This window comes from Syntrophales bacterium (genome assembly GCA_030655775.1).
Taxonomy (GTDB): domain Bacteria; phylum Desulfobacterota; class Syntrophia; order Syntrophales; family JADFWA01; genus JAUSPI01.
In genome coordinates this window covers 1-24,143 of sequence record JAUSPI010000098.1, presented here as the reverse complement: position 1 = coordinate 24,143, position 24,143 = coordinate 1, and the positions used below count along the sequence as shown (strand labels likewise).

Below are 24,143 nucleotides of genomic sequence, written 5' to 3'. Positions count from 1 at the left end.
AATATGTATGGTCAAACTCTAAAGGACTGTTTTACGGAGAGTTGCCTGGTACATGGGGAAAAGATAGCGATAAGTTTCCTTCGTGAAGGCACAATAGAGACAGAGATCTCCTATAAAAATTTGGATCGGGATGCCAATCGAATGGCAAATACCTTCCTGGATTTGGGGGTTGAAAAAGGAGACAGGGTAATTCTCTTCCTCCAAAAATCTGTGGGCTTTGTGGTTGCGCATCTTGCACTTCAAAAAATAGGAGTTATTGCGGTTCCCTTTAATCCTGAATTCAAAAAATCAGAAATCACATATCTACTTGAGAATGCGGAGGCAAAATTAGTGTTGTCAGGAACAGAACAGGAAGCAACCATAAAAGAAATAGCTCCGGGGCTCACCAATATTGTGGTCCAAACTGAAAGGCCATACCAAGATCTCGATTTTTTTCGCTCCGCCTCGGATAGTGTTCCCCCGGTAGATGTCGGGCCGGAAGATCCGGGTCTTATCATCTACACATCAGGAACTACAGGAAAGCCTAAAGGGGCTGTTCTTAACCAGGGGAATCTTGTTCATGACGCAAAAAACATCGTAAAGATATGGGAGATAACGGAAGCTGACGTGTTTTGTCACTCGCTTCCTCTTTTTCACGTCCATGGACTTAACTATGCCCTTCATACTACCTTAATGGCAGGCGCCCATGTGATCATGCTTGACAAATTTTCACCGGAGAAAGTAATGGAGGTATTGTCAAGAAGAGCCGGAGAATATGTTTGTAACATGTTTATGGCGGTTCCCTCTATGTATGGTAAAATAATAAATTATCTGGGGGAAAAGAAACTGAACTTTGAGCATATGCGATTATGGACATCCGGTTCGGCGCCACTCTCTGTTAAGGATTTTGAGAAGATAAAAGTGATGTTTGGAAATGAACCCGTGGAGCGGGAGGGCATGTCGGAGACGGGGATGAATTTTTCAAACCAGATCAGGGGTATGAGAAAACCCGGCTCTATCGGAGTACCCCTGCCGGATCTCGAGGTGAGAATAGTAGATCCTGACACGTTTGTGGATGTAACTCCCGGCGAAACGGGCGAATTTTGGCTCAAAGGTCCCTCCATTACCGAGGGTTACTGGCGAAAGCCTGAAGTGACGGCCGGCTCATTTGAAAAAGGATGGTTTAAAACCGGTGATCTGGGAAGAGTCGATGAGGATGGATACTATTATCTGACTGATCGCCTCAAACATATTATTATATCAGGTGGTGAAAATGTATCCCCGAAAGAGGTGGAAGTGGTTATAAACCAACTTGGGGATGTGGTTGATTCTTCTGTGGTAGGTATCCCGGATGAAAAGTGGGGAGAAAAGGTTGTTGCAGCCGTTGTTACAAAGCCTGGCTCTAAGGTTGAGGCTGAAGATATTCAGAGGTTCTGCAGGGAACATATTCATAAATGGAAATGTCCCAAGGAGATTGTTTTTCTGAAAGAGTTGCCCAAGAATACTATGGGGAAAGTATTGAAAGAAGAGGTAAAAAAGCTTTTTAGCACTGAGGAGCCAGAAAAACTTGGCCCAGATGATAAGTGTGGATGGGGACTCTGAGAGCCAATCAAGATTTTTCGGTAACAGAGGGATTTAGGGGGATTTTTCCGACAGGGCCTTCTGGTATTCCCCTATCAGGAATTCTCTGCTGACCCCGTGGTCGATAAAATCCCAAGGGAGGATTTCATCAATATCCTTCTGTCGATAGACGTAGAAATCGGGGTTGATATTGACTTCTTTGAAGGCACGGGGCCAATTGCCGTTGTTTTTATGAACGGAAAGGAGTACCTGTCCCGCCGACCTGTCGCCCAGAGACAGAAAGGCCTGGATATAATTCCATTTTGGGAGATCGTGGATTACCTTTATAGATGACTCTTTTCTTAAAGCGGAGCTGATCTTTCTTATCCTTCTTCTCACGAGATTTGTATCCTCAAGACCCTGCCATTGAAAGGGTGTGGCCGGTTTGGGGATAAATTGATTTATGCTGAGAGTAATCATTCTGAATTTCTTTTTTCCTGCCGTATGCTTAATTGCGTGGTATTTGATCTTCTTGGCCAGGTCAACAATTGCATCTATATCCTCCTGAATTTCAGTGGGAAGACCAACCATAAAATAGATTCTTATGTTCAAAATCCCGTTTTCTATTAACAATTCTACACTGTCGAAGATGTGAGATTCTGTAATTTTCTTATTGATCAGGTCTCTCAATCTCTGAGAGCCTGCCTCCGGAGCTAAGGATACCATTTCCACGTCGGCTTTCCGGAGTAACGAAACCATTTCTTTGTTCAATCTATCCAGTCTGAGAGAGCCTATCGATAGTTTCCCGTCCTTTTTCAGTATTGACTGGCAAAGCGAGATAAGATCGGGGTGATCGGATACCGCAGTGCCGAGCAGGCCGATTTTTTTTTGCTGTTTAAGTCCCCTGGTGATAGACTCTTCGAGAATTTCCGGTTCTCTGAATCTCGCAGGTCTGTATACGAAACCGGCGGCACAGAAACGGCATCCCCGTTGACAGCCCCTGCTCACCTCTGACAGGAACATATCCCCGAATTCTGTGTCCGATGCGATAATGGTTTGATCGGTATTAAATGTATTTATATTCCTGACCGACCGTTTTCTGATTCTTTGAGGAAATGAGGGATCCGATGGAGTAAATTCTTTTATGAGACCATCTCTGTTGTACGAAACAGAATAAAATTTCGGAACGTAGGCACCCTCGACCTCTTTTTGCACCCGGGAGAGCGTCTCATGGCGGGAGAGGCCGAGATGGTGGGATTCTTTAAAGATATCAAGAAACTCGGGTATCGCCTCTTCTCCTTCTCCTAAAATAAAAAGATCGAAAAAATCGGCCAGGGGTTCAGGGTTAAGGGTAACCGAAATACCGCCCCCGATGATAAGAGGTTCTTCTCTTCTCCTTTGATGGGCAAGAAGATCGATTCTCGACATAGCAAGAATTTTTAAGATATTAGGATAATCGTTTTCGAAGGAGATGGAAAAAGCAATGATATCAAAATCCGCAAGGGGTTTCTGAGACTCCAGACTAAAAAGGGGAGTCGATTTCGAGATGAATGTGGCTTCATCGTCGGGATCGGGAAGGAAGACCCTTTCACATAAGAATGAAGGGTGACTGTTGAAAAGGGCATATAGAGTTTGAAATCCGAGGTTTGACATTCCTGTCCGATAATAATGAGGATAGGCAAGACAAACAGTTGTTCTATTGCCCCATAGATTTTTTTGATAACCTTTCTCCTTAGACAGAATATTTCTGTATCTTTTTTTGAGCTTCCAGGACATATCGTCAGTGGTCGGTGGTCAGTTGGCGGGGATCAGCGATGGTTCAACCATCCTTGATCCTCTATCCTTTACCTTTCACCTTTCACCTTTCACCTTTTTTCAGTCTGCCTGTTTTCTCAGGAATGTCGGGATTTCAAAATCGCCTTCCGCACTGTCATCTATCAGTCCCATCCTGACTACATTAGGATTATCTACACTTCTTTCCTTCCTGATAAAGGCAGGTGTAGACAGGTCCTCTCTTTTATACCCGCCGAGATATGATGCACCTGTTATATCCTGTCTCTTTTTCTCGGCCTTTTCAAATCCGGTAGCTATAACGGTAATACGTATTTCGTCTCCCATGCTGTCGTCAACAACGGTTCCGAAGATAATATTAGCATCCTCATGGGTCTCCGCATGGATCAAAGATGATGCCTCGTTGACCTCATCGAGAGTCATGTCTGATCCTCCCGTTATATTGAGAAGCACCCCGCGTGCACCTTGAATCGTATTGTCTTCCAGCAGAGGAGAAGATATCGCTTTTTGAGCCGCCTCTACGGCCCTGTTTTCTCCGCTTGCAATGCCGGTACCCATAAGGGCCAATCCCATCTCCGACATGATGTTCCTCACGTCGGCAAAATCAAGATTGATCAGTCCCGGTACCATGATCAGGTCGGAAATCCCCTTAACAGCATGGAACAGTATTTCATCTGCCTTCTTGAAGGCATCCAGAAGCGGCATCGTTCTTCCTCCTATACTGAGGAGTCTCTGATTGGGGATTACTATGAGAGAATCGACGGTGCTTCGGAGTTCCAAAATTCCTTCATCTGCCTGTTTTTGCCTCTTCTTACCTTCAAACTGAAAAGGCTTTGTAACGACGGCAACGGTTAATGCCCCTAATTCTTTTGCAATTTCTGTTACAATGGGTGCGCCCCCCGTTCCTGTCCCGCCGCCCAGGCCGGCTGTAACGAAAACCATGTCTGCGCCTTTGAGGCAGTTCCTTATGGCATCTGTTGATTCTACAGCAGCCCTTTTCCCGACATCAGGATCTGAACCGGCACCGAGACCTTTTGTGACTTCTGCACCAAGCTGAATCTTAGTGGGTGCAAGAGATGCTCCCAAGGCCTGGGAATCGGTATTTGCCGCTATGAAATCTACACCTTTAAGTTCGTAAGATATCATAGTGTTCACGGCGTTGCCTCCGCCCCCACCAATCCCGACAACTTTGATCTTTGCAGAATTTACTGTAGATTCTATCAATTCAAACATTGGTCTTTCCTCCTAAAAGAATTCTGTGAACCATCTTTTCATCCTTTTATTTGCTCTGTTAAATATATTTCCATCACTCCTTTTAAAAACGTTTCTGTAATAATCCTTGCTTCCATAAATTATTAGCCCCACACCGGTTGCATACATAGGACTGTTGACTATGTCTGTAAGTCCGCCTATACCTATCGGATATCCTCTTCTCACCGGCATGTTGAATATCTGTTCGGCTAACTCCGTTATTCCTTCCAGAATAGCCGTTCCTCCTGTTAAAACGACACCGGCAGCCAGGAGATCATCGTAGCCGGATTTGACTATTTCTCTGTGGACCAGGTTGAGTATCTCCTCCATGCGTGGCTCGATAATTTCCCCAAGTATCTGACGAGAAACTTTCCTCGGTTCCCTTCCACCCACACTGGGAACTTCTATAAATTCATCCTTCGGAATCAAAGGCGTGTAAGCACACCCATAGTTTATCTTTATCTTTTCCGCCTCAATGGTCGGAGTCCTGAGACCGACAGCAATATCTCCTGTTAGATAATTTCCGCCAAGGGACAGGACGGCAGTGTGTTTAATGCTTCCTTCAGAAAATACGGCTATATCAGTTGTGCCTCCACCTATGTCTACTATAGCTACTCCCAGTTCCTTTTCATCGGAGCTGAGAACCGCCTCACTCGATGCTAACTGTTCCAGGATGATATCATTTACGTCGAGTCCGACACGGTTTACAGATTTGATGATATTTTGCACAGATGTGACAGCACCTGTGATGATATGAACTTTTGCCTCGAGCCGGACACCGGACATTCCTACGGGAGTCTTTACACCATCCTGGTTATCTACAATGTAGTGCTGTGGCAATACATGAAGGACTTCTCTGTCCAGAGGAATAGCGATAGCTTTTGCTGCTTCAATTGATCTCTTCACATCGTTCTCGTCGATCTCACGACTCTTTACTGCCACGATACCATGACTGTTGAGACCACTGATATGTCCTCCTGCAATTCCTGTAAAGACGGAGGAAATCTCGTGGCCGGACATAAGTTCAGCCTCCTCCACAGCCCCTTTTATGGAATTTACGGTGCTTTCAATATTGACCACAACCCCTTTTCTCAATCCTTCAGAAGGGTGAGAACCTATCCCGATAATGTCGATACCGTTATCCGTCACTGCACCGACAATGGCACAGACCTTGGTGGTTCCTATGTCCAGCCCGACAATTATATTTCCGTTTTTTCCCATTGTCTTTCTACCTTTTCTATGTCTTATAACCTTCTTTTAGAGTATTTTTCCTTTTAACAACAACCCTGCTCGGATTGCTCACATCGATACATATACATTCCTTATTCAAATTCTTTCTTCTAAGGTCGGTTATGACAGATTTTAACCTTTTCAGTTTTTTTTCGTAGTTCTCAAAGCCGAGCTGTATACACAGACCGCTGTTGGTAAAAATGGAGAACCCGAAAATTTCATCTCCATGAATTTCCGATACATTCCTTATCTCAGTGGAACCGCTGTTCGATGACAGAAAGGCGATGAGCTCGGTCGATTTTTTTAAGAGAGCCGGATTCTTATGAAATCCGGTAAGAACGGGGAGATCTGCCTTCTCGCCGTCCTTTAGTTTTTTGAATATGACCCCGCTGCTATCCATAAAATAGATGTCTTTGTTTTCCTTGACCAGGGCAGATATTTCCCTTTCTCTGATTTCTATAACCAGTCTGTTTGGGAGTCCCCTTTCTATTGAGACATCTTTTACCCAGGGATTTGAATTGATCCTTCGTGCTATCTCACCCGGATTGATTGCCAGGATATTTTGAAATGGTTTTATGCCGGCAAGAGTTAAAACTTCCTTTTCCGTGATCCTTTCACATCCTTTGATAGTCGTTTTTTCAATTTGAAAATAAGGTGCGCTGATCATATAATTGTATGCAAGTATCATGAATGAAGCTGAAGCGATGACGGTTACAATCAGCGCTAACACCTTAAAAATTTCGTAAAAAATCTTCACCGAGCGTCTCTTTAACCTGTTTTTTTTCGTTGCAATTTTTGTTTTAATCGATTTCTTCATCAGTCGACGCCTATTACCTTCACTTCAGTTTCGAGATGAATACCTCTTTCTTCCCAAACCCTTTTCTGTGTCATTTCTATCAGGGAAATGACATCCCTTGCTTTTGCTCCCCCTGAATTTACAATAAAATTTCCATGCATTTCAGATATCTTTGCACCACCGGCCTTTTTACCCTTGAGCCCAAGATCGTCTATGATTTTGCCGGCGGGGATATCCGGCGGATTCTTGAAGATTGAACCGGCGCTGCGAAGTTCAAGAGGGTGCTTTTTCTTTCTCATGCTGATAATTTTCGAAACTCTTTCCTGAATTTCTTCTTCTGCCCCCTTTGTTAATAAAAACTTTGCACCTAGGATAACCGTTCTTTTCGGAAGATTGAGGTTCCTGTATTCAAATTCAAGTTCATTTCTTCCCGCAGCCTTTATTTTCCCTCCACCGTTCATCAGTGATACCGTTTTAACAACGTCTTTCAGTTCACTGCCGCAGGCTCCGGCATTCATTTTTACACCGCCGCCTACCGATCCGGGGATGCCGGCACAAAATTCTATGCCGGCAAGAGATTCTTTTATGGACAGATTCACGATTTCGGAAAGAGGCACTCCGGCTTCCGCGTAGATTGAGGTGGATGATGGCTGATAATCGATAGTGGTAAGTTTTTTTAAGGAAACCAGGACACCCCTGTACCCGCCGTCCCGAACTATAAGATTTGTGCAGTTGCCCACCGGGATAAAGGGAACATCACAATCTCTAAGATAAGAAATAAGCTGTCCGAGTTCCTCAATGCCGGCGGGGAATATCAGTGCATCGGCCATTCCGCCAACCCCGATAGAAGTGTGTCGGTCCATCGGTTCACTGAAGAAAACCTTGCCGGAGACGATACTCTCTAATTTTTCTTGAAATGCCTTCTCGCTGATCATTCGGTTTCCTCGGCCTTAAATTCTACAAAGGCCTTCCTCAAAAATTCCTCACCAACCTTCCAGACGTCACCTGCTCCCAGCGTGATGATCACATCCGTGGGTTCGGCTATTGCCAGCAGATGGTCAACAATCCTGTCAAAACCTGATATATGGATTACGTCTTTTTGCCCGTGATTCTTGATACCCTTACACAGACCCGATGCATGAACTCCATTTATCTTCTTTTCACTGGCGGCATATATATCGGTCAGGATCAGGACATCCGCATCGGGAAAAGCTGTCAGGAAATCATCAAATAGCGCTCTGGTGCGGGTGTATCGGTGAGGTTGAAAAACGACAATAATCCGCTTATCCCACGCCTGTTTTGCGGCTGCCAGGGTTGCCCTGATTTCGGTCGGATGGTGGCCGTAGTCATCAATAACGGTTATACCGCTCACCTGGCCCTTGATTTCTAATCTCCTCTGAACACCGACGTAAGACTTAATACCCTCTCTGATTTTCGGGAAATCCATGTCGAGTTCACGGGCAACGGCAATCGCTGCCATAGAATTATAGACATTGAAAAGTCCCGGGACACTCAGGGAAATATCTCCAAGAAAATCACCCCTGTAGTATAAGGAGAAGCTTGATGATGATCCTTCAAAGGATATATCCCTTGCTTGGTAGTCCGATTGGTCTGAAAGACCGTACGTAATGACCCTTCTTTTTACCTCGGGAAGTATGTCGATGACATTGTCGTCATCGAGACAGAGTATCGTAGAGCCGTAGAAGGGAACAATATTGGCGAACTGCAAAAAGGCCTCCTTGATTTCTTCGATGTCCCGGTAGTAATCAAGATGTTCACGATCAATATTTGTAATTACTGAGATAGACGGACTCAATCTGAGGAAAGAGCCATCACTTTCATCTGCCTCAGCCACGATATATTCTCCGTCACCAAGCTTCGCATTGCTTCCTATACTTGCCAGCTTTCCACCTATCACCATGGTGGGATCGAGACCGCCATGGGTAAGTATCATAGCGATCATGGAAGTCGTTGTTGTTTTCCCGTGAGACCCTGATACCGCTATGGAGAACTTCATCTTTAGGAGCTCTGCAAGCATCTCCGCACGCGGGATAACAGGAATATGTCTCTGATGTGCGGCGAGCACCTCAGGATTATCTTTTTCAATGGCGGTCGATGTGACAACAACATCAGCATCTTCAAGATTGGATGCACGATGGCCGTAGGAAATTTTGGTACCCAGTGAGGCCAGACGTTTTGTAAGCTCCGTTTCATTAAGATCAGATCCGCTGATGGTATAGCCCGTATTTAGCAGCACCTCTGCTATACCGCTCATGCCGATACCGCCTATACCGACGAAGTGTATGTTTTTTACCTTTCTGTACATAAAACTCCCTATTATCTGACAGCAAATAACTTATAAGTTCATTCCTGTCTATGCCGGACTTCCGGGGTTTAACAGGCTGTTGCTCAAAATCCTTTTTGCTTTGCCAGGGAGGTTTTTTGATAAATCTAAAGCTCACTCTTAGCGATTTGAAGTCCCACCCTAAGGGCTTAAATAGCAGAAATCGCTTGTCTTACGCGTAGCCAAGATTTATTCGCAAAAAACGTTTTCAAGACAGCCCGAAAGAATTTTTGTTTGAACAACAGCCTGCCACCATTAATTGACCTCTTGAGAGCTTTGAAAATTTTTCAAAGGTTTCCTCTTACTTCCGTAAAATATTACGAATTCCTTTTCCTACATAATGCTATGCATTATGCCCCCTACACAGTGCCAGACATTCATCGACAATGTCTGTTGCGGCACTTATGTTTCCAAATCCGGAGGATTTTTCCTCCATTTTGCTTACCGCTTCAGGATTGCGGTAAAGTCGCAGAATAACTTCCGCGAAGAGTTTGCCGCTGAGTTCTCTTTCCTGGATCATCTCGGCAGCCCCCGCATCTGTTAAAACCCTTGCGTTTTCTGTCTGATGATCGCCTGCTGCAAAGGGAAATGGCACAAAGATGGCGGCTTTCCCGCTTGCTGTTATTTCAGCTATTGATGTTGCCCCCGCTCTGCACACCAATAAATCCGCCGCTCCAAAAGCCTGCGCCATATCACCTATAAATGGAAAGACTTGGGCATCAATCCCGTAATCCGTATAAACATCTACGACCCATTTAAAGTCACTTTCGCCCGTCTGGTGTATAATTTTTAATCTGTCCTTTATTACTTTCAGATATTTAAGAGAATCAACGACGGCCTTGTTTATAGTATGAGCGCCCTGACTTCCACCAAATATAAATAGCGTAAATGTGCCGTCTGTCTTTTCTGAAATCTTTTTCTCTTCCAGGAATCCTTCCCGGACAGGATTTCCTGTAACCACAGCCTTCTCTTCGGGAAAAAAGCTCTTCGTTTCGGGAAAGGCAAGGAATATCCTGTTGACAAACCTGCCGAGTATTCTGTTTGTTACCCCGGGTATGGCGTTCTGTTCGGCGATTGCGGTCTTGATACCCATAAAATGAGCTGTGATAACTGTCGGCCCGGATGCATACCCCCCTACGCCAACAACTATATCCGGGGAGAATTCACGGACAATCATAAGCGACTGAAACATACTCCAGGGAATCTTTAATGAGGCACTGATTGATTTTGCAATGCCTTTTCCCTTAACGCCCGCTACATTAATGGTTCGCAGTTGAAAACCCATGTTCGGTAAGATCCTTGCTTCTAATCCTTTTCCGGTTCCGATGAAAAGGATTCTGTTTTTTTTGTCCCTTTTCAGGAATTCCTCTGCAACAGCCACTCCCGGAAAGAGATGTCCGCCGGTTCCTCCACCTGCTATTATTATCTTCACATCAATGTCCATTTACAAATAAACTTTGAACTTTTCACCCATTGCCCTTCATTCCCGGTGGGATGATATGTTCAGAAGCACCCCCACCGTTGCCAGACTCATAATTAATGATGTTCCCCCATAGCTAAGAAAAGGAAGCACCAACCCTTTGGTCGGAATTAATCCCATAACTGCAGCCATATTTATAAATGCTCCCAGGGCGATGAATATCGTCAGGCCGGAGGCCAGGAGTGTTCCAAATAACTCAGGAGCCTTATATGAAATCATAAATCCCCGTAGTACGAAAATGGCGAACAAAAGAACAACAATCGTAATCCCTATAAAACCATTTTCCTCACCGATGACCGAAAGGATAAAATCCGTATGCGGTTCGGGAAGATAAAAGAGTTTTTGCATGCTGTTACCGAGCCCAACACCGAGTATTCCACCGGATCCGAAGGAGAGAAAAGACTGAATTATCTGAAAGCCTGAATTTGTAGGATCTTTCCAGGGGTCAAGAAAGCTCAGGAATCTTTCTAAGCGGTAGCCCTTCTGCGTAATCAGTATAAAGCCCGCCGGAATAAGAAGAGCCGCTAAGCCGGCCAGGTGTAAAATCCTGCTTCCGGACAGATAGAGTGTAAATATTAATATCATCGCCATGATTGTCGCCGTGCCAAAATCGGGCTGCAGTAATATGAGGGCGATAATAATGGTCGTTATTATCAGGGGCGGCAAAAAGCCCCTGTAAAACTCCTTTATGTGTTCCTCTTTCTTGGTCAGGAAATGAGCCAGGAAGAGAACAAAGGAGACCTTGACAAGTTCCGTTACCTGAAATGAACACACTCCAAGGTCAAGCCACCTTGTGGCGCCGCCCACTCTGGTTCCCAGTCCCCTGATCAAAAGCAGAGAAAGGAGCACAACAGAAAATAAAATACTGAAATAAGCCACTTTTCTTAAATAGTAGTAAGGTATCCTGGACAGTATGATCATGACTCCAAGTCCCACGACGACAAACAGAAGCTGTTTCTTTATGAAGAAGTATCCATCTCCGAACCTTGCTTCGGCGATGGCTGAGCTTGAGCTGTATATCATCACAGTACCGAAAGTGACGAGGATCAGGGTAACAAGCAGGAGAATGATGTCAGGCCCGCCTGCCATAGTCAGGCATGAGCGGGCAGGATTCTCTTTGTCCATATCAGAAGTTCCTTACAAGTGTTTTAAAATATCTTCCGCGTTCCTTGTAGTTTGCAAATTCGTCAAAACTTGCACATCCCGGGGAGAGCAGAACGATATCGCCGGAAGAGGAGCAATTACAGGCAAAGCGAACTGCATCCTTAAAGGAGAGTACGCGCCTGGTTGGAACTGTTCCGCCGATAATGGAGTTTATCTCTTCTCCTGCCTCACCAAACAGGACAAGCTGCTTAACCTTTTCCCTGATTGGTCCGGCTAATACGCTAAAATCTCCGCCCTTATTTCTCCCTCCCAGAAGGAGAATAATCGGGTTGGAAAAGGTTTCCAACGCTCTGACAACTGCACCCACATTAGTTGCTTTGGAATCGTCATAAAACTCCACTCCACCTTTCTGACCTACAGATTCTATCCGGTGCGGTATTCCTTTGAAATCCTCTACTGCCGAAATGATATTAGATGGGTGGCATCCGCATCTTCTTGCCGCAACCAGAGCGGCCATAACATTTTCTATGTTATGAACACCTGGAAGTCTCATCATCTCGAGCGGATAATTTTCATCGCCAAATCTCAAAACCTTGCCATTGAGGAAAATACCTTCCGTCAGCTTTCCGGAAGAGCTGAAACACGTAATCTCTGCCCGGATTCTTTTTAAAAGTGATGGTGACAGGGGATCATCCGCGTTGAGTATGGCGAGGTCACCACCATTTTGATTCTTAAAAATCCTTTCTTTAATTGAGCAATATTCTTCAAAAGTTCCATGATAATCCAGATGGTCGTAGGTTGTGTTCAGAAGTATGGATATAAGAGGTTTAAAAAGTTCAACCCACTGCAGCTGAAAACTGCTAACCTCAACAACCACATAATCGTCTTCCTGTTTTCCGTTTACATAGTCTATTAAGGGATTTCCGATATTACCTCCGACAAACACCTCTTTCCCCGCCTTTTTGAGCATTTCTCCTAATAATGTAGTTGTCGTTGTCTTTCCGTTGGTCCCGGTAATAGCTATCATCGGTCTTTTCAGAAATCTCCAGGCGAGTTCTATCTCGCTTAAAACGGGGATTCCCCTCTTTGCCGCTTCTAAGAGCATTACGTTAAATGGCGGGACACCGGGTGACGGTACAACCATATCTGTTTGAGACATGACGTCGAGCCTGTGTTCGCCGAGCTGCATGTTCACATTCAAATCCCCGAGTGCAGAGGTTGCATCCACAAGTTCTGATGCCGGCTTTTCATCACTTGCAAAAACCACAGCACCTTTTTCTGTCAGGAACCTGACAGTTGCAACACCTGTCTTTCCCAAGCCGACAACCAGTACCCTTTTCCCATTCAGATCCATAAGCCCTTAATATCAAATATCAAAATTGAAAATTAAAAAGTAAAATGAATGAACAATAGGGGCTGAAAAGCCCACCAACCTTTCTGGAATATCAACACCTTCTTATTTTATTTTGATATTTGCATTTTGATATTTCCATTAATCACTTCCCTTACCTCAGCTTCAGAGTACTTATGGCGATGAGAGCCAGGATTATTGAGATAATCCAGAATCGTACGATGACTTTCGGTTCCGCCCATCCATTCAGCTCAAAATGGTGGTGGATCGGAGCCATCCTGAAGATGCGTTTACCGTCCGACATCTTGAACCAGCCGACCTGGAATATGACTGAAATAGTTTCCAACACAAATATCCCGCCTACAATGGCAAGGAGCATCTCCTGTTTTGTTACTATAGCCATGGTTCCAAGAGCGCCACCAAGAGAAAGAGATCCCACATCACCCATAAAAATCTGGGCAGGGTAGGTGTTGAACCAGAGAAAACCGAGACATGCACCCGTCATGGCCCCGCAAAAGATGGAGAGTTCCCCTACTCCCGACACATGAGGTATCTGCAGGTATCCTGATATTTTTACGTTACCTGCGAAGTATGCAAACAGAAGATAGGTTGCAAAACATATTAGAACCGGGCCTGTTGCAAGTCCATCAAGCCCGTCTGTAAGATTTACCGCATTTGCGGCCCCCACAATTATAAACGTTGAAAAAATCACATAACCCCATCCCAAATCGGGAAGCAATGTCTTGAAAAAGGGTATGGTTATAGATGAGTTGAATCCCGGTTTCATATACAGAATAACGCTGATAAACAGGGCTATAACTGTTTCTGCTAATAATCTTACATGACCGGGCACACCGCCGCTGCTTTTGCTGATATGTTTCCACAGGTCGTCGATAAAGCCTATCAGGCCGAACCCGACCGTTACCATGAGCACTAACCATACGTAGTCGGTTGTAAGATTAGCCCAGAGAAGAGTCGATACAACTACAGCAAAAATAATAAGAATACCCCCCATTGTCGGGGTTCCTTCCTTCGACAGGTGAGAACCGGGGCCGTTTCCCCTTATCGGCTGACCGATTTGCAATGTTTTAAGTTTCCGTATTAACCATGGCCCCAAGACGAAACAGATAATCAGGGCGGTTATCGTTGCATAGATTGTCCTGAAGGTAATGTACCGGAATACATTAAAATGAAAGAATGTTTTATGTAGTGGATATAATAAATGGTACAGCACTTTCGACTCCCAATATCAAAATGCAAAATTAGAAATTAAAAAGTAAAATGGGTGAATAACGTAGATGAAAAAGCCAGCCGACTTTTTGGGAATATCGTCACCCCCTCGTTTTATTTTGTAGTTTTTCTATTTTGATATTTTCATTCTTCCAGCCCAAACACGCTGGTTAATTCCTGGACAATTTCTTCCATTTTCAGCTTCCTTGATCCCTTCACCAGCACCCAGTCCCCCTTTTTTAAATGCTGTCGGAGATGTGTCGCTATCTCCTTGGTAGTTTCGGGGAAATATATCTGGTTGCTTTTAATGCCTTTCCTGGTTGCCCCTTCTGTGACCGCGCGGGAGAACTTTCCTCTGAGGAAGATTGTGTCAACACCAGTATCTGCCATAAGGCTTCCGATATCTTCGTGCATTTCCTCCGCCCATACGCCCAGCTCAAGCATATCTCCCAAGATGACCGTACTTTTCTGTTTTCCCTTTAAATCTTTCAGTGTCTTCAGGGCAACGCTGACCGATGCCGGATTGGCATTGTATGTATCGTCAATTAAAAATGCCCCGTTTTTCAAATTCAATATCTCCATTCGTCCGGAGATAGGCTTGAATGACTGTAAGCCCTCACATATCAAATCGTGTTCGATACCCACGGCACAGGAAGACGCGGCGGCGGCAAGGGCATTGTAGATGTTGTGTTCTCCTGTGGTTGACATTGTTAGTTCGCGAGAGATTCCGTCTATAATCAGGGTAAATTTTGTCCCGGTTCTCCCTTTTATAGAGATACGTTCCGCACGGACATCGGCATAATTTTCAATTCCGAAGGTAACAGCATTTCCTTTCCACCGGCCGGCCAGTTCACGCAGTGAATCATCATCATTATTGATAATGGCAATCCCTCTGTTTCCCATATTATTGAACAGATCCCACTTTTCTTCTCTCACCACATCCATGGATTTAAGCCCTTCGAGGTGAGCCGGCCCGATATTGGTAATTAGTCCCACGTCCGGCATGGCAATTCTTGTGAGTCTCCCGATTTCTCCACTGCTGTTTGTTCCCATCTCTACGATTGCCGCTTCATGGTTTGCATTGATCTCAAGGAGTGTCAGTGGAAGACCAACGAGGTTATTGAAGTTTCCCCGGCTTTTTAATGCCTTTTTCGTTAGTCCGATGACCCCCGCAATCATTTCCTTTGTTGTTGTTTTCCCGGAGCTTCCTGTTACGGCTATAACGGGAAGCTCAAATTTTTTCCGCCAGAAGTGAGCAATATCCCCCAGGGCCTTCAAAGTATCGTTAACAGAGATCAGAGTAACGTCCCCGGAGACATCTTTGATTTTTTCTTCCAGACCACTTTGAACCAGTGATCCCAGAGCCCCGTCCTTAATAGCGGCCGCGATAAAATCGTGCCCATCAAACCTTTCTCCTATAACAGGCAGAAAGAGTGCGCCCTTTGAGATGTGCCTTGAATCTGTGGACAGTCCCTTGAATGTCCCGCCGGAGCTTCTTTTTATTATCCTCCCGCCTGTTGCCTCAATAATTTCGTCTACGGTTAGCACACAGTTCATATTTAGAGTTCAAAGTTCAAAGTTCAAAGTTCAAAGTTCAAAGTTCAAAGTTCAAGATCATTTTAACTTTAGTTCACTTTAAACTTTAGGCACTTTTTTTAAGTGCCTCCGCGCTTACTATTCTGTCGTCGAAGGGAGTCCTCCGGTTTCCTATAATCTGGTAATTCTCGTGCCCCTTGCCAGCGATGAGAACTATGTCGGAAACATTTGCTATGGCGATTGCAAGCTCAATTGCAGCTTTCCGATCGGGTACAATTGTGTATCCTCTGTTGTTAAAATTTTTATTCAGCTCTTCCGGAGAATACTTTTTCACGGTGGTGCCTGTTACCCCGATAATCCCTTTTTCTATTTCTTTTATGATCATAAGCGGGTCTTCGGTTCTCGGATTATCGGAAGTGACGATGGTAATATCGCTCAGTGTTGTGGCGGCATTTCCCATCAGAGGCCTTTTTCCGCGATCCCTGTCACCACCGCACCCGAAGACGGTAATAATCTTCCCCTTATTAAGTTCGGAGAAGTTCTTGAGTACCCTTCTTAGGGCATCTTCCGTATGGGCATAGTCTACAAAAACCGCGGGTTGTCCCTGTTTGCTCACCTTTTCCAGACGTCCGGGTATGTTCTTTAGATTTTCTATGCCGGCCTGAATGTGCTCTTCCGGAATCCGGAGTGACAGGGCTGCTGTTGTTGCAGCCAGGATATTGTACAGATTGAACTTTCCGATCATTGAAGAATTTATTGTAAAATTGCCGCGAGGCGTTTTTATCTCCCCTTTTATACCGTCTGGTGAAATAGTAAAATTTTCAGCCGAAACATCAGATTCGCTTTTGATACCGAAGGTCTTGGCCTTCTTGTCGATTTCCTTAAGGAGCTTCTGCCCCCAGATGTCATCACTGTTTATGATCATCTTTTTACCGACATTAAGTATTTCCTCGAAAAATATCTTCTTAGCCAGGAAGTATCTTTCCATGGTGTGGTGATAATCGAGATGATCCCGGGAAAGATTTGTAAATATCCCCAGATTAAACTCGCAGCTATTCACCCTTTTCAGGTCGAGCGAATGAGAAGATACTTCTAAAATTACATGGGTTATCCCGGAATCTGCCATTTCTCTGAGCATTTTCTGCAGGTCAAGAGATTCTGGTGTTGTAATTGGGGCGGGGAATACCTTTCCAGTGAATCTATAATTTACAGTTCCAATTACTCCAACCTTGAGTCCTGCAGAATTGAGAATTGATTCCAAGAGGTAGCTTACCGTAGTTTTTCCGTTTGTTCCCGTGATGCCTATTAAGCAAAGTTTGGAAGAAGGGTTCTGAAAGAAAATTTTTCCCAGTACGCCAAGAGCCTGCCGGCTGTCCGCAACTTTTATGTAAGTTATCTGCGGTTTTGTGCCGATATCCTTTTCATGTACGATGTATCTTGCTCCTCCATTTACCGCCTCAGAGATATAATCGTGGCCGTCAGATTTATGGCCGGAGACAGCAATAAATAGAGACCCCTCCTCACACCTTCCCGAATCATAGCAGATGGAGGAGACATCACCTGAGACATCACCTGATATCTTAAGGATGTCGAGTCCTATTATTAAATGAGACAGTTGCAAAATCAATTCCTCTTAAGATAGTTCTGGGTTCAACGTTCAGGGTTAAAAGATTCAGAACTTGAAACTAACTTTGAACCTTGAACCCGGAACTCTGAACTATGTCATTAATATCCGGTACTAAAGGAAACGGTACAAGACTCATTGCTTTCTGCGGGGACTCCGGGCAATGGGTTCTGTTTTACCGCCCATCCGCTTCCCACGATCTTCAAACCTATTCCCCTTTCCTGTGACAGCTTTAATGCATTCCTTATGGACATGCCCCTAAAGTCCGGCATGGTCGATTCATCCGATGAGGTCAGGTTTACATATTTAACACCGTAATCCGCCATGTCCGAAGTGTTGACATCAGAGGTGGATGTCGGCAGATTTGTGGGACCTAAATCATGCCTGCCGGTCTCTGTTGCACAGGTTGTCAGAGATGAGGGTCCTACCCAATACAACATACTCTCAGCAATATTCTTGAAGACGGGAGCTGCTGCCACCCCGCCCCATCTATGGGTTGCAGGTTCATCCAGCACCACAAGAATAACTGCGCACGGGTCCTCGGCCGGGAAAAATCCCATAAAAGAGGCGCTGACCTTGTCGCGAGAATAGACGCCTTCAGCAAAATCAAATTTTTGAGATGTTCCTGACTTTCCTGCTATGGCAACGTTGGCAATTTGAGCGCCCCTTCCGGTACCGTCTTCACCTTCCACGACATCTATAAGAACAGATGTGAGCTTTTCAGCGGTAGCCGGAGAGATTACCTTCCTGATAACTGTAGGTGTAAATTCCTTGACTACCCGGTTGTTCTGGTCAATCAGTCCGCGGACGACATATGGTTTCATCAAAACACCATGGTTTGCTATGGCAGAGAAGGCGGAAATCAGCTGTATTGCCGTCACCGAAACACCCTGACCGAAAGATATGGTTGCCATGTCAACCTTTGTCCAGTCTTCAGGTTTTCTCAGGATTCCGGGAGATTCACCGGGGAGGTCTATTCCTGTTTTTGAGCCGAACCCAAATTCCTGGATGTATTGATAGAATTTCTTTTTGCCCAGTATCTCTGAAATTTTGACAGCGCCGATATTGCTTGAATATTTGATAATTTCCCGAAAGGACAGGTCCTCATATTTTTTTAAGTCGCGTATTATTCTATCTCCCACTGCATAAGAGCCATTCTCACAGTAAAACCTGTTGTTCTCATCGATTACGCCTTCCTCCAGCGAAGCTGCCAACAGAAATGGTTTAAATGTTGAACCGGGATCAAAGCAATCAGTGATTACTTTATTTCTCCATGATTCGGGAGAATATCTGAAGAAGGTGTTGGGATTGAAACCGGGCATATTTGCCATTGCGAGTATTTCACCTGTTTTTGGGTTCATGACAATGGCAACCCCTCCCTTTGCTCCCGTTTTTTTGACAGCGTCATCCAGTTGTGATTCGACCAGATATTGAATTCTGCTATCTATTGTGAGGATCAGGTTGCAGTTTTTACTTTTCTTCCCGGCAGTTGGGTTCTCCCCTGAATAGATTTTTTTCCCCTTTGCATCTTTCCCCAGAAAGATTTTTTCTGGGATTCCCTTTAAGTGACTGTCATATTTTAGTTCCAATCCCTCAAGCCCTGTTGAATCTAAACCCGCGAACCCGAGAAGTTGACCTGCCAGTTCCCTGTTAGGATAAAATCGTTTAGGTTCCTTTATTAAAAAAATTCCGTCGATATCCAGGGCATTTACATTGCCTGCCTGAGAGGGAGAAATCTTTCTTGCTACCCAGCAAAAATTTCTTGATTTTGAAAGCTTTTTCAGAAGGGTTCTTCTCTTTATACCGAGAACGGACGAAAGTTTTGAAGAAACCTCCTCGGGATTATCTATTTTCGATGGATTCGCGCAGACTGAATCTACCATTATGCTTGCAGCAAGTTTCTCGCCATTCCGGTCAAGTATTAGACCCCTTTCAGGCTGAAACTGCAGGGTGCTCGTATGCTGCTTATCCGCTTGTGCCTTGAGAGTCTTTCCTGAAAGAACCTGCAGCTGATACGCCCTTGATATCAGGGCGATAAACAACACCAGGAAAAACACAAGCAGAGTTGTTGTCCTGAACCGCAGCCACTTTTTTGATCTTCCCTTCATTTTATAAAAATAACCTGTTCCCTTTCAGGATAATGCATGCCTAATTTGTCTCTGGCGATCGCCTCGATGCGCTGGGGCGATCTCAGGGTGGCGTATTCAATTTTCAGCCTTTTGTTTTCTTCGATAAGGTTGTCCCTGATGCTTATTTCCTCTGCTATAAGATAATTCAGCTTTGTAGAATGTAGATGCGACCAGACATAGATGAGAGCAGTTGCCATAAGAACGAGGCTGACAATAATCACGGTGGAAAATTTAATTTCCAAACGCTCTTTTTTGCTATGCTTTGCAGACATTTTTAAACCCTCATAGTTGTTCTCAGTCTGGCGCTTCTGGCTCTCGGATTGGCATCTATCTCCGCATTGCTTGGCATAATCGGTTTTCTGGTCAGCACCTTCAGCTTCGGTTTTCGCTTACAGGCACAAACTGGGAAATCAGGGGGACAGATACATCCCTTTTCCCAGGAGCGAAATAAGTTCTTAACAATTCTGTCCTCAAGAGAATGAAACGAAATTATGGAAAACCTGCCTCCTTTTTTCAGTACGTCGATGCCGTCATTTATGGCCCTGTAAAGATTTGAGAGCTCATCATTGACAGCTATTCTTAAGGCCTGGAAGGTTTTAGTTGCGGGGTGCGTTCTTTTCCTTTTCAACTGGGGGGGTAGTGCTTCAACTATAATCGCGGCGAGCTCTTTGGTCGTTTTTATCGGGGCTATTTTCCTTTTTTTCGAAATAGCCCTGACAACCCTCCCGGCCATTATTTCTTCGCCATATTTTTTTATTATCCTTCCTAACTCTTTGTCTGAAAGTGTATTTATAAGATCATAGGCGCTGAGTTCCTGTCTCCGATCCATCCGCATGTCCAGTGGCGCGTCTAAAGAGAAGCTAAAACCACGTTCTGCCGTTTCAAGCTGGTGCGAAGAAACACCAAGATCAAGCAGTATCCCATCAACTTTTTTTATATTCAGGCCGTCTAATATTTTTACGATATCTGCAAAATTGCCATTAACAAGGATCTTTCTCTTAGCGAATAGTTCAAGTATACGTTCGGATGTTGCGAGAGCATCATCATCTGCGTCAATTCCGATAAGGATTCCATCAGGGGCTGTTTTCGCAAGTATATGATAGGCGTGCCCCCCGCCTCCTATTGTCCCGTCCAGGTAGATACCCCCCGGTTTACAATCAAGAGAATCAATTGCCTCCTTTAACATTACCGGTTTGTGAAAGGAGTAATCCATACTGTTTATATGCCCAAGTTGGCCATATATTCGCTAAAGCCGTCTATATGGGTGGAAGCTTTATTTATCTCATCTCCCCAGTGTTCTTTGCTCCATATCTCGATAACTCTAATCATTCCCGCAAGAACAACATCTTTTTCAAGTTTTGCAAATTCCCGAAGTGTCGGTGGGATGAGAACTCTTCCCTGACTATCAAAGGTACAATCAACTGCACCGGACATGAAAAAACGCTGAAACGCTCTCACTTCTTTTTTCAGTATCGACTGGTGGCTGACTTTCTCTTCTAATATCCTCCACTCGTCATAGGGGAAAGCCATCAGATAACCGTCCCAGTTCGTGATCACCAGCCTGTTATCATATTTCTCAGCGAAGACTTCACGAAGCTTGGTAGGAAAGATTATTCTTCCCTTGCTGTCTATGGTGTGATAATATCTTCCCCTGAACACGGACATCTATATAGTTCCCCCACAATCATCCACTTTCCTCCACTATAAGGACGGATATATGGTTTGTCAAGGAAAAATTTACCGTTTTTTCTTTTTAATCTGATGGCTTAAAACTGCTCTTTTGGGGGAGGCGAGGTTGGATGAGAAATGGTTTGAACCATTGTTGTTGGATACAAAATCTTTGTTTGATAAGAGTTAATTTTACTGCAGGATATTGGGGTGTTGATGTTTGGTTTCAGCGGGGGAGCTGAATGGAAATGAGCAGCTGCCCCCCTTGCGCCGCTTGTCACGGATTATTCCTTCTTTTTCCCCTTGCCCTTGCCCTCTTGGGGGGTTTCCTTTAACTTCTTGCCTTTATCGCCTTCTCGATCTTTCGGGGGGGCGGCCGCCTTTTCCGCCTTCATCTTTGCCAGTTCTTCCGTTCTCTTTTCGTGGGAGGCGATTGTCTTCAGTCTGGCATTTACCGCCTTGATATGTGCCCGCAGTTTTTTAACGACAGGATCTTTTTTGATCCCTGGAGATTCGATTCCCTTTTCAGACAGGAAAGAGAGGCGGGCTTCCAGCTTCCGTTCGAAATTGGCCTTCTGTTCCGTTTGCGTCTGTTTCTGCTTTGATCCCATATTTTTTCCTTCCTCTCCGTTTGACGTGTTTTTCCCGCAGGTTGTAAACTGTTCAGAGCGTTTTTCTCCCTGCCGGAAGATGAATACAGCGGGTATGTTTATCAGGGATTGCGTCGAAAATCCATCATATTCGTTCCCTGTCCGGAATTATTTAAAAAGCATGACACCTATGATAGACATTATGATCCAGCGGAACAGATCGATGACAGGGTTGAGGACACCGAAGAAGAGCAGGGTGATGATGATGAGAAAACCGTAGGGCTCAAGCCGTGAGAGTTGATATTCAAGACGTTTGGGGAGAAAGCCCATAAGAATTTTAGAGCCGTCAAGGGGCGGGATCGGGATCAGGTTGAACGCTGCCAGTATGATATTGATCTGGGCCATGTAGTAGAGCATCGTAGCGGCGATACCGTGTGAGGGGAGTGCCAGAGATCGGAGCAGGAAGAGAGCGGCAAAGGCGAGCATCATGTTGACAATAATTCCCGCCGAAGAAACAAGTATCATTCCTGCCCGGCTTGAATGTAGATTGTTAAGGTTGACGGGAACTGGCCGTGCCCATCCGAAGCCGAAGATAAACAGCATGAACGTCCCCATCGGGTCGAGATGCTTCAGCGGATTGAGGCTCAATCTCCCCATGAGCTTGGCAGTGGGGTCTCCCATCCTGTAGGCAACCCAGCCGTGGGCCAGTTCATGGAGTATTACTGAATATAAGAGCGGTATGGCTATCAAAAAAAAGGCCAGCGGATTTTTGATTAGAAGAGTGAGCAATCCCATCTATTTGTACCATCCATTTCGTCTGCAACTATTGCGACGGCACACAGTATAAGAATATTGAAATAAAAGCAAATAATATAAGAAATGACCTGCCCGGATTTTTGATTTATAGGGGGAAAAGCTAAAATCAATTAATTCTTGACAGTCTCGTAAAAAGTCTCAAAATGTGTCATTTGTCATGCTGAACTTGTTTCAGCATCTAAACATTTCAGCAAGTTAGAGACCCTGAATGATCCTGAAACAAGTTCAGGACATGATTTTGGGTGACAAAAACTGACTTTTTACGAGTGCATCAATTCTTGAGAAATGAGTATGCTGTCCTGTAATTTCACGGTCACGGCGTCTATCGGAGTAACTCGAAAAGCTCGAAGTTCGGCGCTCGTTTGTCAAAGGTAAGTACAGATTCGCAGTTCGAAAATTTTGCAGAGTGGGCGATCAAAAGATCCGAAAGGTCTATTTTTGACTCCCGTGCCGAAGTGACAAAGCCAAGAATTGCTGATTTGGCCTCAAACTCTAAAATCGGCATTAATACAAGTTCATTAATGGAATCGAGTATCGCTTGTCTCGGAGTCCTGTAAACAGCTTCCAGCACCCAGAGGGTTTCAAGGACAACAAGCAGGGGCACGAAAAATATTTCCTTGTCAGCCTCGGCCTGTTTAAATAGCCTGTAAATTATTTCGGCTTGCCGCTCGTCATCCTTTGTAAGGAAGCAAACCAGAACGTTAGTATCCAAAGCCCTCATTTGAAAGCCGCCTTCATCTTCTTCCTTATTCCCGCGTCCATTTTCTCAACAGAAACGGGTTTCCTCCCCGGTTTGTGTAACCTTCCGAATACATCATCTACCTTCTTGGTGATCGGCCTGATAAGTGCTTCCTTGCTTTCGGTAATCACAAATTCAACCTTGTCTCCTGCATGCAGATGCAGAGAATCCCGGACTGATTTCGGAATCGTTATCTGTCCCTTGCTTGTGATTGTTGCCAATGCCATGGGAACCTTTCTCCTTACTTTTTTTCATGTTCTTACTTCATAGTAAGACAAGGCAGATTAGTAGTCAACCTCTTTTTTGGGCCGGGCGCAGTAGACACGGGGACGGCCCCCCTTGCCCCCTTAAAGAAGCAAAACCTGTTCTAAAAATATATCAACCAGTATCTGAGTAATGTGGATAAAGCTTGAGGTTGCTCAAACATTATATGATGTCCGGCATCATCAATTATAGCAATTTTAGCGTCCTTAATTGATTTAGTAATATGTTCATGTTCTTCAACTGAAAATATAGGATCATTTTTAGCAGCTACTACTAAAGTGGGACACTTGATTTTATTTAGAAATTTCTCACTGTTAAAATCATCTAAGTACGATTCCAAATGATTTATAAATACTTGTTCATCAACAAATTCCATACCTTCTTTTACAAGTCTGACAAATTCATCTTTACTATAATCCAGATTTGTTGAAACATAATCAAGATATTCTTGTTTAAACTCATCAAAATGACCGTTCTTTATACGTTCCAAAATCTTATATTGTTCCTTTTCAACTTCAGGCAAATGTCTTGCCCATGTTCCAATTAAAGCCAGTTTTGTAACCCTTTCAGGGTGCTCTGCAGCTACTTTAAAACATGCCCATCCTCCCATAGATGCACCGGCAAGTGCAAATTTACCTTCAGTACAATTTAAAACAGCCTC

The 24,143-nt window shown here is 44.5% G+C and carries 22 protein-coding genes; 1 reads left to right on the top strand and 21 read right to left on the bottom strand.

Annotated elements, in window-relative coordinates; all coding sequences use genetic code 11:
- The first annotated feature begins 3 nt into the window (after positions 1-3).
- Entirely contained in the window at positions 4-1,581 is a 1,578-nt protein-coding gene (locus Q7J27_05115; GenBank protein ID MDO9528526.1) for a class I adenylate-forming enzyme family protein, read from the top strand.
- Positions 1,582-1,614: 33 nt separating this feature from the next.
- On the opposite strand, the gene Q7J27_05110 is transcribed toward Q7J27_05115, so the two are convergent.
- From Q7J27_05110 to Q7J27_05010, 21 genes are all read right to left on the bottom strand, one after another.
- On the bottom strand, positions 1,615-3,315 hold the full coding sequence (locus Q7J27_05110) for a TIGR03960 family B12-binding radical SAM protein (protein MDO9528525.1): 1,701 nt from the start codon (positions 3,313-3,315) through the stop codon (positions 1,615-1,617).
- 99 nt (positions 3,316-3,414) lie between these two features.
- The gene (gene ftsZ / locus Q7J27_05105) at positions 3,415-4,563 is read right to left on the bottom strand and encodes a cell division protein FtsZ (protein ID MDO9528524.1); all 1,149 of its coding nucleotides are present in this window, start codon (positions 4,561-4,563) and stop codon (positions 3,415-3,417) included.
- Between the two features lie 12 nt (positions 4,564-4,575).
- Entirely contained in the window at positions 4,576-5,802 is a 1,227-nt protein-coding gene (ftsA, locus tag Q7J27_05100) for a cell division protein FtsA (GenBank protein ID MDO9528523.1), read from the bottom strand.
- 16 nt (positions 5,803-5,818) lie between these two features.
- A complete protein-coding gene (locus tag Q7J27_05095; protein MDO9528522.1) occupies positions 5,819-6,628 on the bottom strand; it encodes an FtsQ-type POTRA domain-containing protein in 810 nt (269 codons plus the stop codon).
- Positions 6,628-7,542, bottom strand: coding sequence for a UDP-N-acetylmuramate dehydrogenase (gene murB / locus Q7J27_05090; protein MDO9528521.1), 915 nt, complete (start codon positions 7,540-7,542; stop codon positions 6,628-6,630). The genes Q7J27_05095 and murB overlap by 1 nt, the downstream gene beginning before the upstream one ends.
- On the bottom strand, positions 7,539-8,933 hold the full coding sequence (gene murC / locus Q7J27_05085) for a UDP-N-acetylmuramate--L-alanine ligase (GenBank protein ID MDO9528520.1): 1,395 nt from the start codon (positions 8,931-8,933) through the stop codon (positions 7,539-7,541). Before murC ends, murB begins: the two co-directional genes overlap by 4 nt.
- Before the next feature lie 361 nt (positions 8,934-9,294).
- Positions 9,295-10,395: an undecaprenyldiphospho-muramoylpentapeptide beta-N-acetylglucosaminyltransferase gene (gene murG / locus Q7J27_05080; GenBank protein MDO9528519.1), complete on the bottom strand. Its 1,101-nt coding sequence runs from the start codon at positions 10,393-10,395 to the stop codon at positions 9,295-9,297.
- A gap of 36 nt (positions 10,396-10,431) precedes the next feature.
- Positions 10,432-11,556, bottom strand: a complete 1,125-nt coding sequence (ftsW, locus tag Q7J27_05075) for a putative lipid II flippase FtsW (protein ID MDO9528518.1) — start codon at positions 11,554-11,556, stop codon at positions 10,432-10,434.
- 1 nt (position 11,557) lies between these two features.
- Entirely contained in the window at positions 11,558-12,889 is a 1,332-nt protein-coding gene (gene murD, locus Q7J27_05070) for a UDP-N-acetylmuramoyl-L-alanine--D-glutamate ligase (protein MDO9528517.1), read from the bottom strand.
- 151 nt (positions 12,890-13,040) lie between these two features.
- A complete protein-coding gene (mraY, locus tag Q7J27_05065; GenBank protein ID MDO9528516.1) occupies positions 13,041-14,120 on the bottom strand; it encodes a phospho-N-acetylmuramoyl-pentapeptide-transferase in 1,080 nt (359 codons plus the stop codon).
- A 140-nt stretch (positions 14,121-14,260) separates the two neighbouring features.
- The gene (gene murF / locus Q7J27_05060; GenBank protein MDO9528515.1) at positions 14,261-15,673 is read right to left on the bottom strand and encodes a UDP-N-acetylmuramoyl-tripeptide--D-alanyl-D-alanine ligase; all 1,413 of its coding nucleotides are present in this window, start codon (positions 15,671-15,673) and stop codon (positions 14,261-14,263) included.
- Positions 15,674-15,758: 85 nt separating this feature from the next.
- A complete protein-coding gene (locus Q7J27_05055) occupies positions 15,759-17,279 on the bottom strand; it encodes a UDP-N-acetylmuramoyl-L-alanyl-D-glutamate--2,6-diaminopimelate ligase (protein MDO9528514.1) in 1,521 nt (506 codons plus the stop codon).
- Positions 17,280-17,377: 98 nt separating this feature from the next.
- A complete protein-coding gene (locus tag Q7J27_05050) occupies positions 17,378-19,384 on the bottom strand; it encodes a penicillin-binding transpeptidase domain-containing protein (protein ID MDO9528513.1) in 2,007 nt (668 codons plus the stop codon).
- Positions 19,381-19,677, bottom strand: coding sequence for a cell division protein FtsL (gene ftsL / locus Q7J27_05045; GenBank protein MDO9528512.1), 297 nt, complete (start codon positions 19,675-19,677; stop codon positions 19,381-19,383). The genes Q7J27_05050 and ftsL overlap by 4 nt, the downstream gene beginning before the upstream one ends.
- Positions 19,678-19,679: 2 nt before the next feature.
- On the bottom strand, positions 19,680-20,618 hold the full coding sequence (gene rsmH / locus Q7J27_05040; protein MDO9528511.1) for a 16S rRNA (cytosine(1402)-N(4))-methyltransferase RsmH: 939 nt from the start codon (positions 20,616-20,618) through the stop codon (positions 19,680-19,682).
- A 5-nt stretch (positions 20,619-20,623) separates the two neighbouring features.
- Positions 20,624-21,070: a division/cell wall cluster transcriptional repressor MraZ gene (mraZ, locus tag Q7J27_05035; protein ID MDO9528510.1), complete on the bottom strand. Its 447-nt coding sequence runs from the start codon at positions 21,068-21,070 to the stop codon at positions 20,624-20,626.
- Positions 21,071-21,357: 287 nt separating this feature from the next.
- Positions 21,358-21,684 (bottom strand): hypothetical protein, encoded by a 327-nt coding sequence (locus Q7J27_05030; GenBank protein MDO9528509.1) that lies wholly within the window; start codon positions 21,682-21,684, stop codon positions 21,358-21,360.
- 147 nt (positions 21,685-21,831) lie between these two features.
- Positions 21,832-22,458, bottom strand: coding sequence for a site-2 protease family protein (locus Q7J27_05025; GenBank protein MDO9528508.1), 627 nt, complete (start codon positions 22,456-22,458; stop codon positions 21,832-21,834).
- 343 nt (positions 22,459-22,801) lie between these two features.
- Positions 22,802-23,200 (bottom strand): type II toxin-antitoxin system VapC family toxin, encoded by a 399-nt coding sequence (locus Q7J27_05020; GenBank protein MDO9528507.1) that lies wholly within the window; start codon positions 23,198-23,200, stop codon positions 22,802-22,804.
- Positions 23,197-23,445, bottom strand: coding sequence for an AbrB/MazE/SpoVT family DNA-binding domain-containing protein (locus Q7J27_05015; protein ID MDO9528506.1), 249 nt, complete (start codon positions 23,443-23,445; stop codon positions 23,197-23,199). The genes Q7J27_05020 and Q7J27_05015 overlap by 4 nt, the downstream gene beginning before the upstream one ends.
- 140 nt (positions 23,446-23,585) lie before the next feature.
- A partial coding sequence (locus Q7J27_05010; GenBank protein ID MDO9528505.1) for an alpha/beta hydrolase occupies positions 23,586-24,143 on the bottom strand: 558 nt, incomplete at its 5' end.

Bases quoted from the DNA above. Each gene is read 5' to 3' on its own strand.
- Q7J27_05115 (MDO9528526.1), top strand. From the start codon at position 4: ATGTATGGTCAAACTCTAAAGGACTGTTTTACGGAGAGTTGCCTGGTA.
- Q7J27_05110 (MDO9528525.1), bottom strand. From the start codon at position 3,315: ATGTCCTGGAAGCTCAAAAAAAGATACAGAAATATTCTGTCTAAGGAG.
- ftsZ (MDO9528524.1), bottom strand. From the start codon at position 4,563: ATGTTTGAATTGATAGAATCTACAGTAAATTCTGCAAAGATCAAAGTT.
- ftsA (MDO9528523.1), bottom strand. From the start codon at position 5,802: ATGGGAAAAAACGGAAATATAATTGTCGGGCTGGACATAGGAACCACC.
- Q7J27_05095 (MDO9528522.1), bottom strand. From the start codon at position 6,628: ATGAAGAAATCGATTAAAACAAAAATTGCAACGAAAAAAAACAGGTTA.
- murB (MDO9528521.1), bottom strand. From the start codon at position 7,542: ATGATCAGCGAGAAGGCATTTCAAGAAAAATTAGAGAGTATCGTCTCC.
- murC (MDO9528520.1), bottom strand. From the start codon at position 8,933: ATGTACAGAAAGGTAAAAAACATACACTTCGTCGGTATAGGCGGTATC.
- murG (MDO9528519.1), bottom strand. From the start codon at position 10,395: ATGGACATTGATGTGAAGATAATAATAGCAGGTGGAGGAACCGGCGGA.
- ftsW (MDO9528518.1), bottom strand. From the start codon at position 11,556: ATGGACAAAGAGAATCCTGCCCGCTCATGCCTGACTATGGCAGGCGGG.
- murD (MDO9528517.1), bottom strand. From the start codon at position 12,889: ATGGATCTGAATGGGAAAAGGGTACTGGTTGTCGGCTTGGGAAAGACA.
- murF (MDO9528515.1), bottom strand. From the start codon at position 15,673: ATGAACTGTGTGCTAACCGTAGACGAAATTATTGAGGCAACAGGCGGG.
- Q7J27_05050 (MDO9528513.1), bottom strand. From the start codon at position 19,384: ATGAAGGGAAGATCAAAAAAGTGGCTGCGGTTCAGGACAACAACTCTG.
- ftsL (MDO9528512.1), bottom strand. From the start codon at position 19,677: ATGTCTGCAAAGCATAGCAAAAAAGAGCGTTTGGAAATTAAATTTTCC.
- rsmH (MDO9528511.1), bottom strand. From the start codon at position 20,618: ATGGATTACTCCTTTCACAAACCGGTAATGTTAAAGGAGGCAATTGAT.
- mraZ (MDO9528510.1), bottom strand. From the start codon at position 21,070: ATGTCCGTGTTCAGGGGAAGATATTATCACACCATAGACAGCAAGGGA.
- Q7J27_05030 (MDO9528509.1), bottom strand. From the start codon at position 21,684: ATGGGATCAAAGCAGAAACAGACGCAAACGGAACAGAAGGCCAATTTC.
- Q7J27_05025 (MDO9528508.1), bottom strand. From the start codon at position 22,458: ATGGGATTGCTCACTCTTCTAATCAAAAATCCGCTGGCCTTTTTTTTG.
- Q7J27_05020 (MDO9528507.1), bottom strand. From the start codon at position 23,200: ATGAGGGCTTTGGATACTAACGTTCTGGTTTGCTTCCTTACAAAGGAT.
- Q7J27_05015 (MDO9528506.1), bottom strand. From the start codon at position 23,445: ATGGCATTGGCAACAATCACAAGCAAGGGACAGATAACGATTCCGAAA.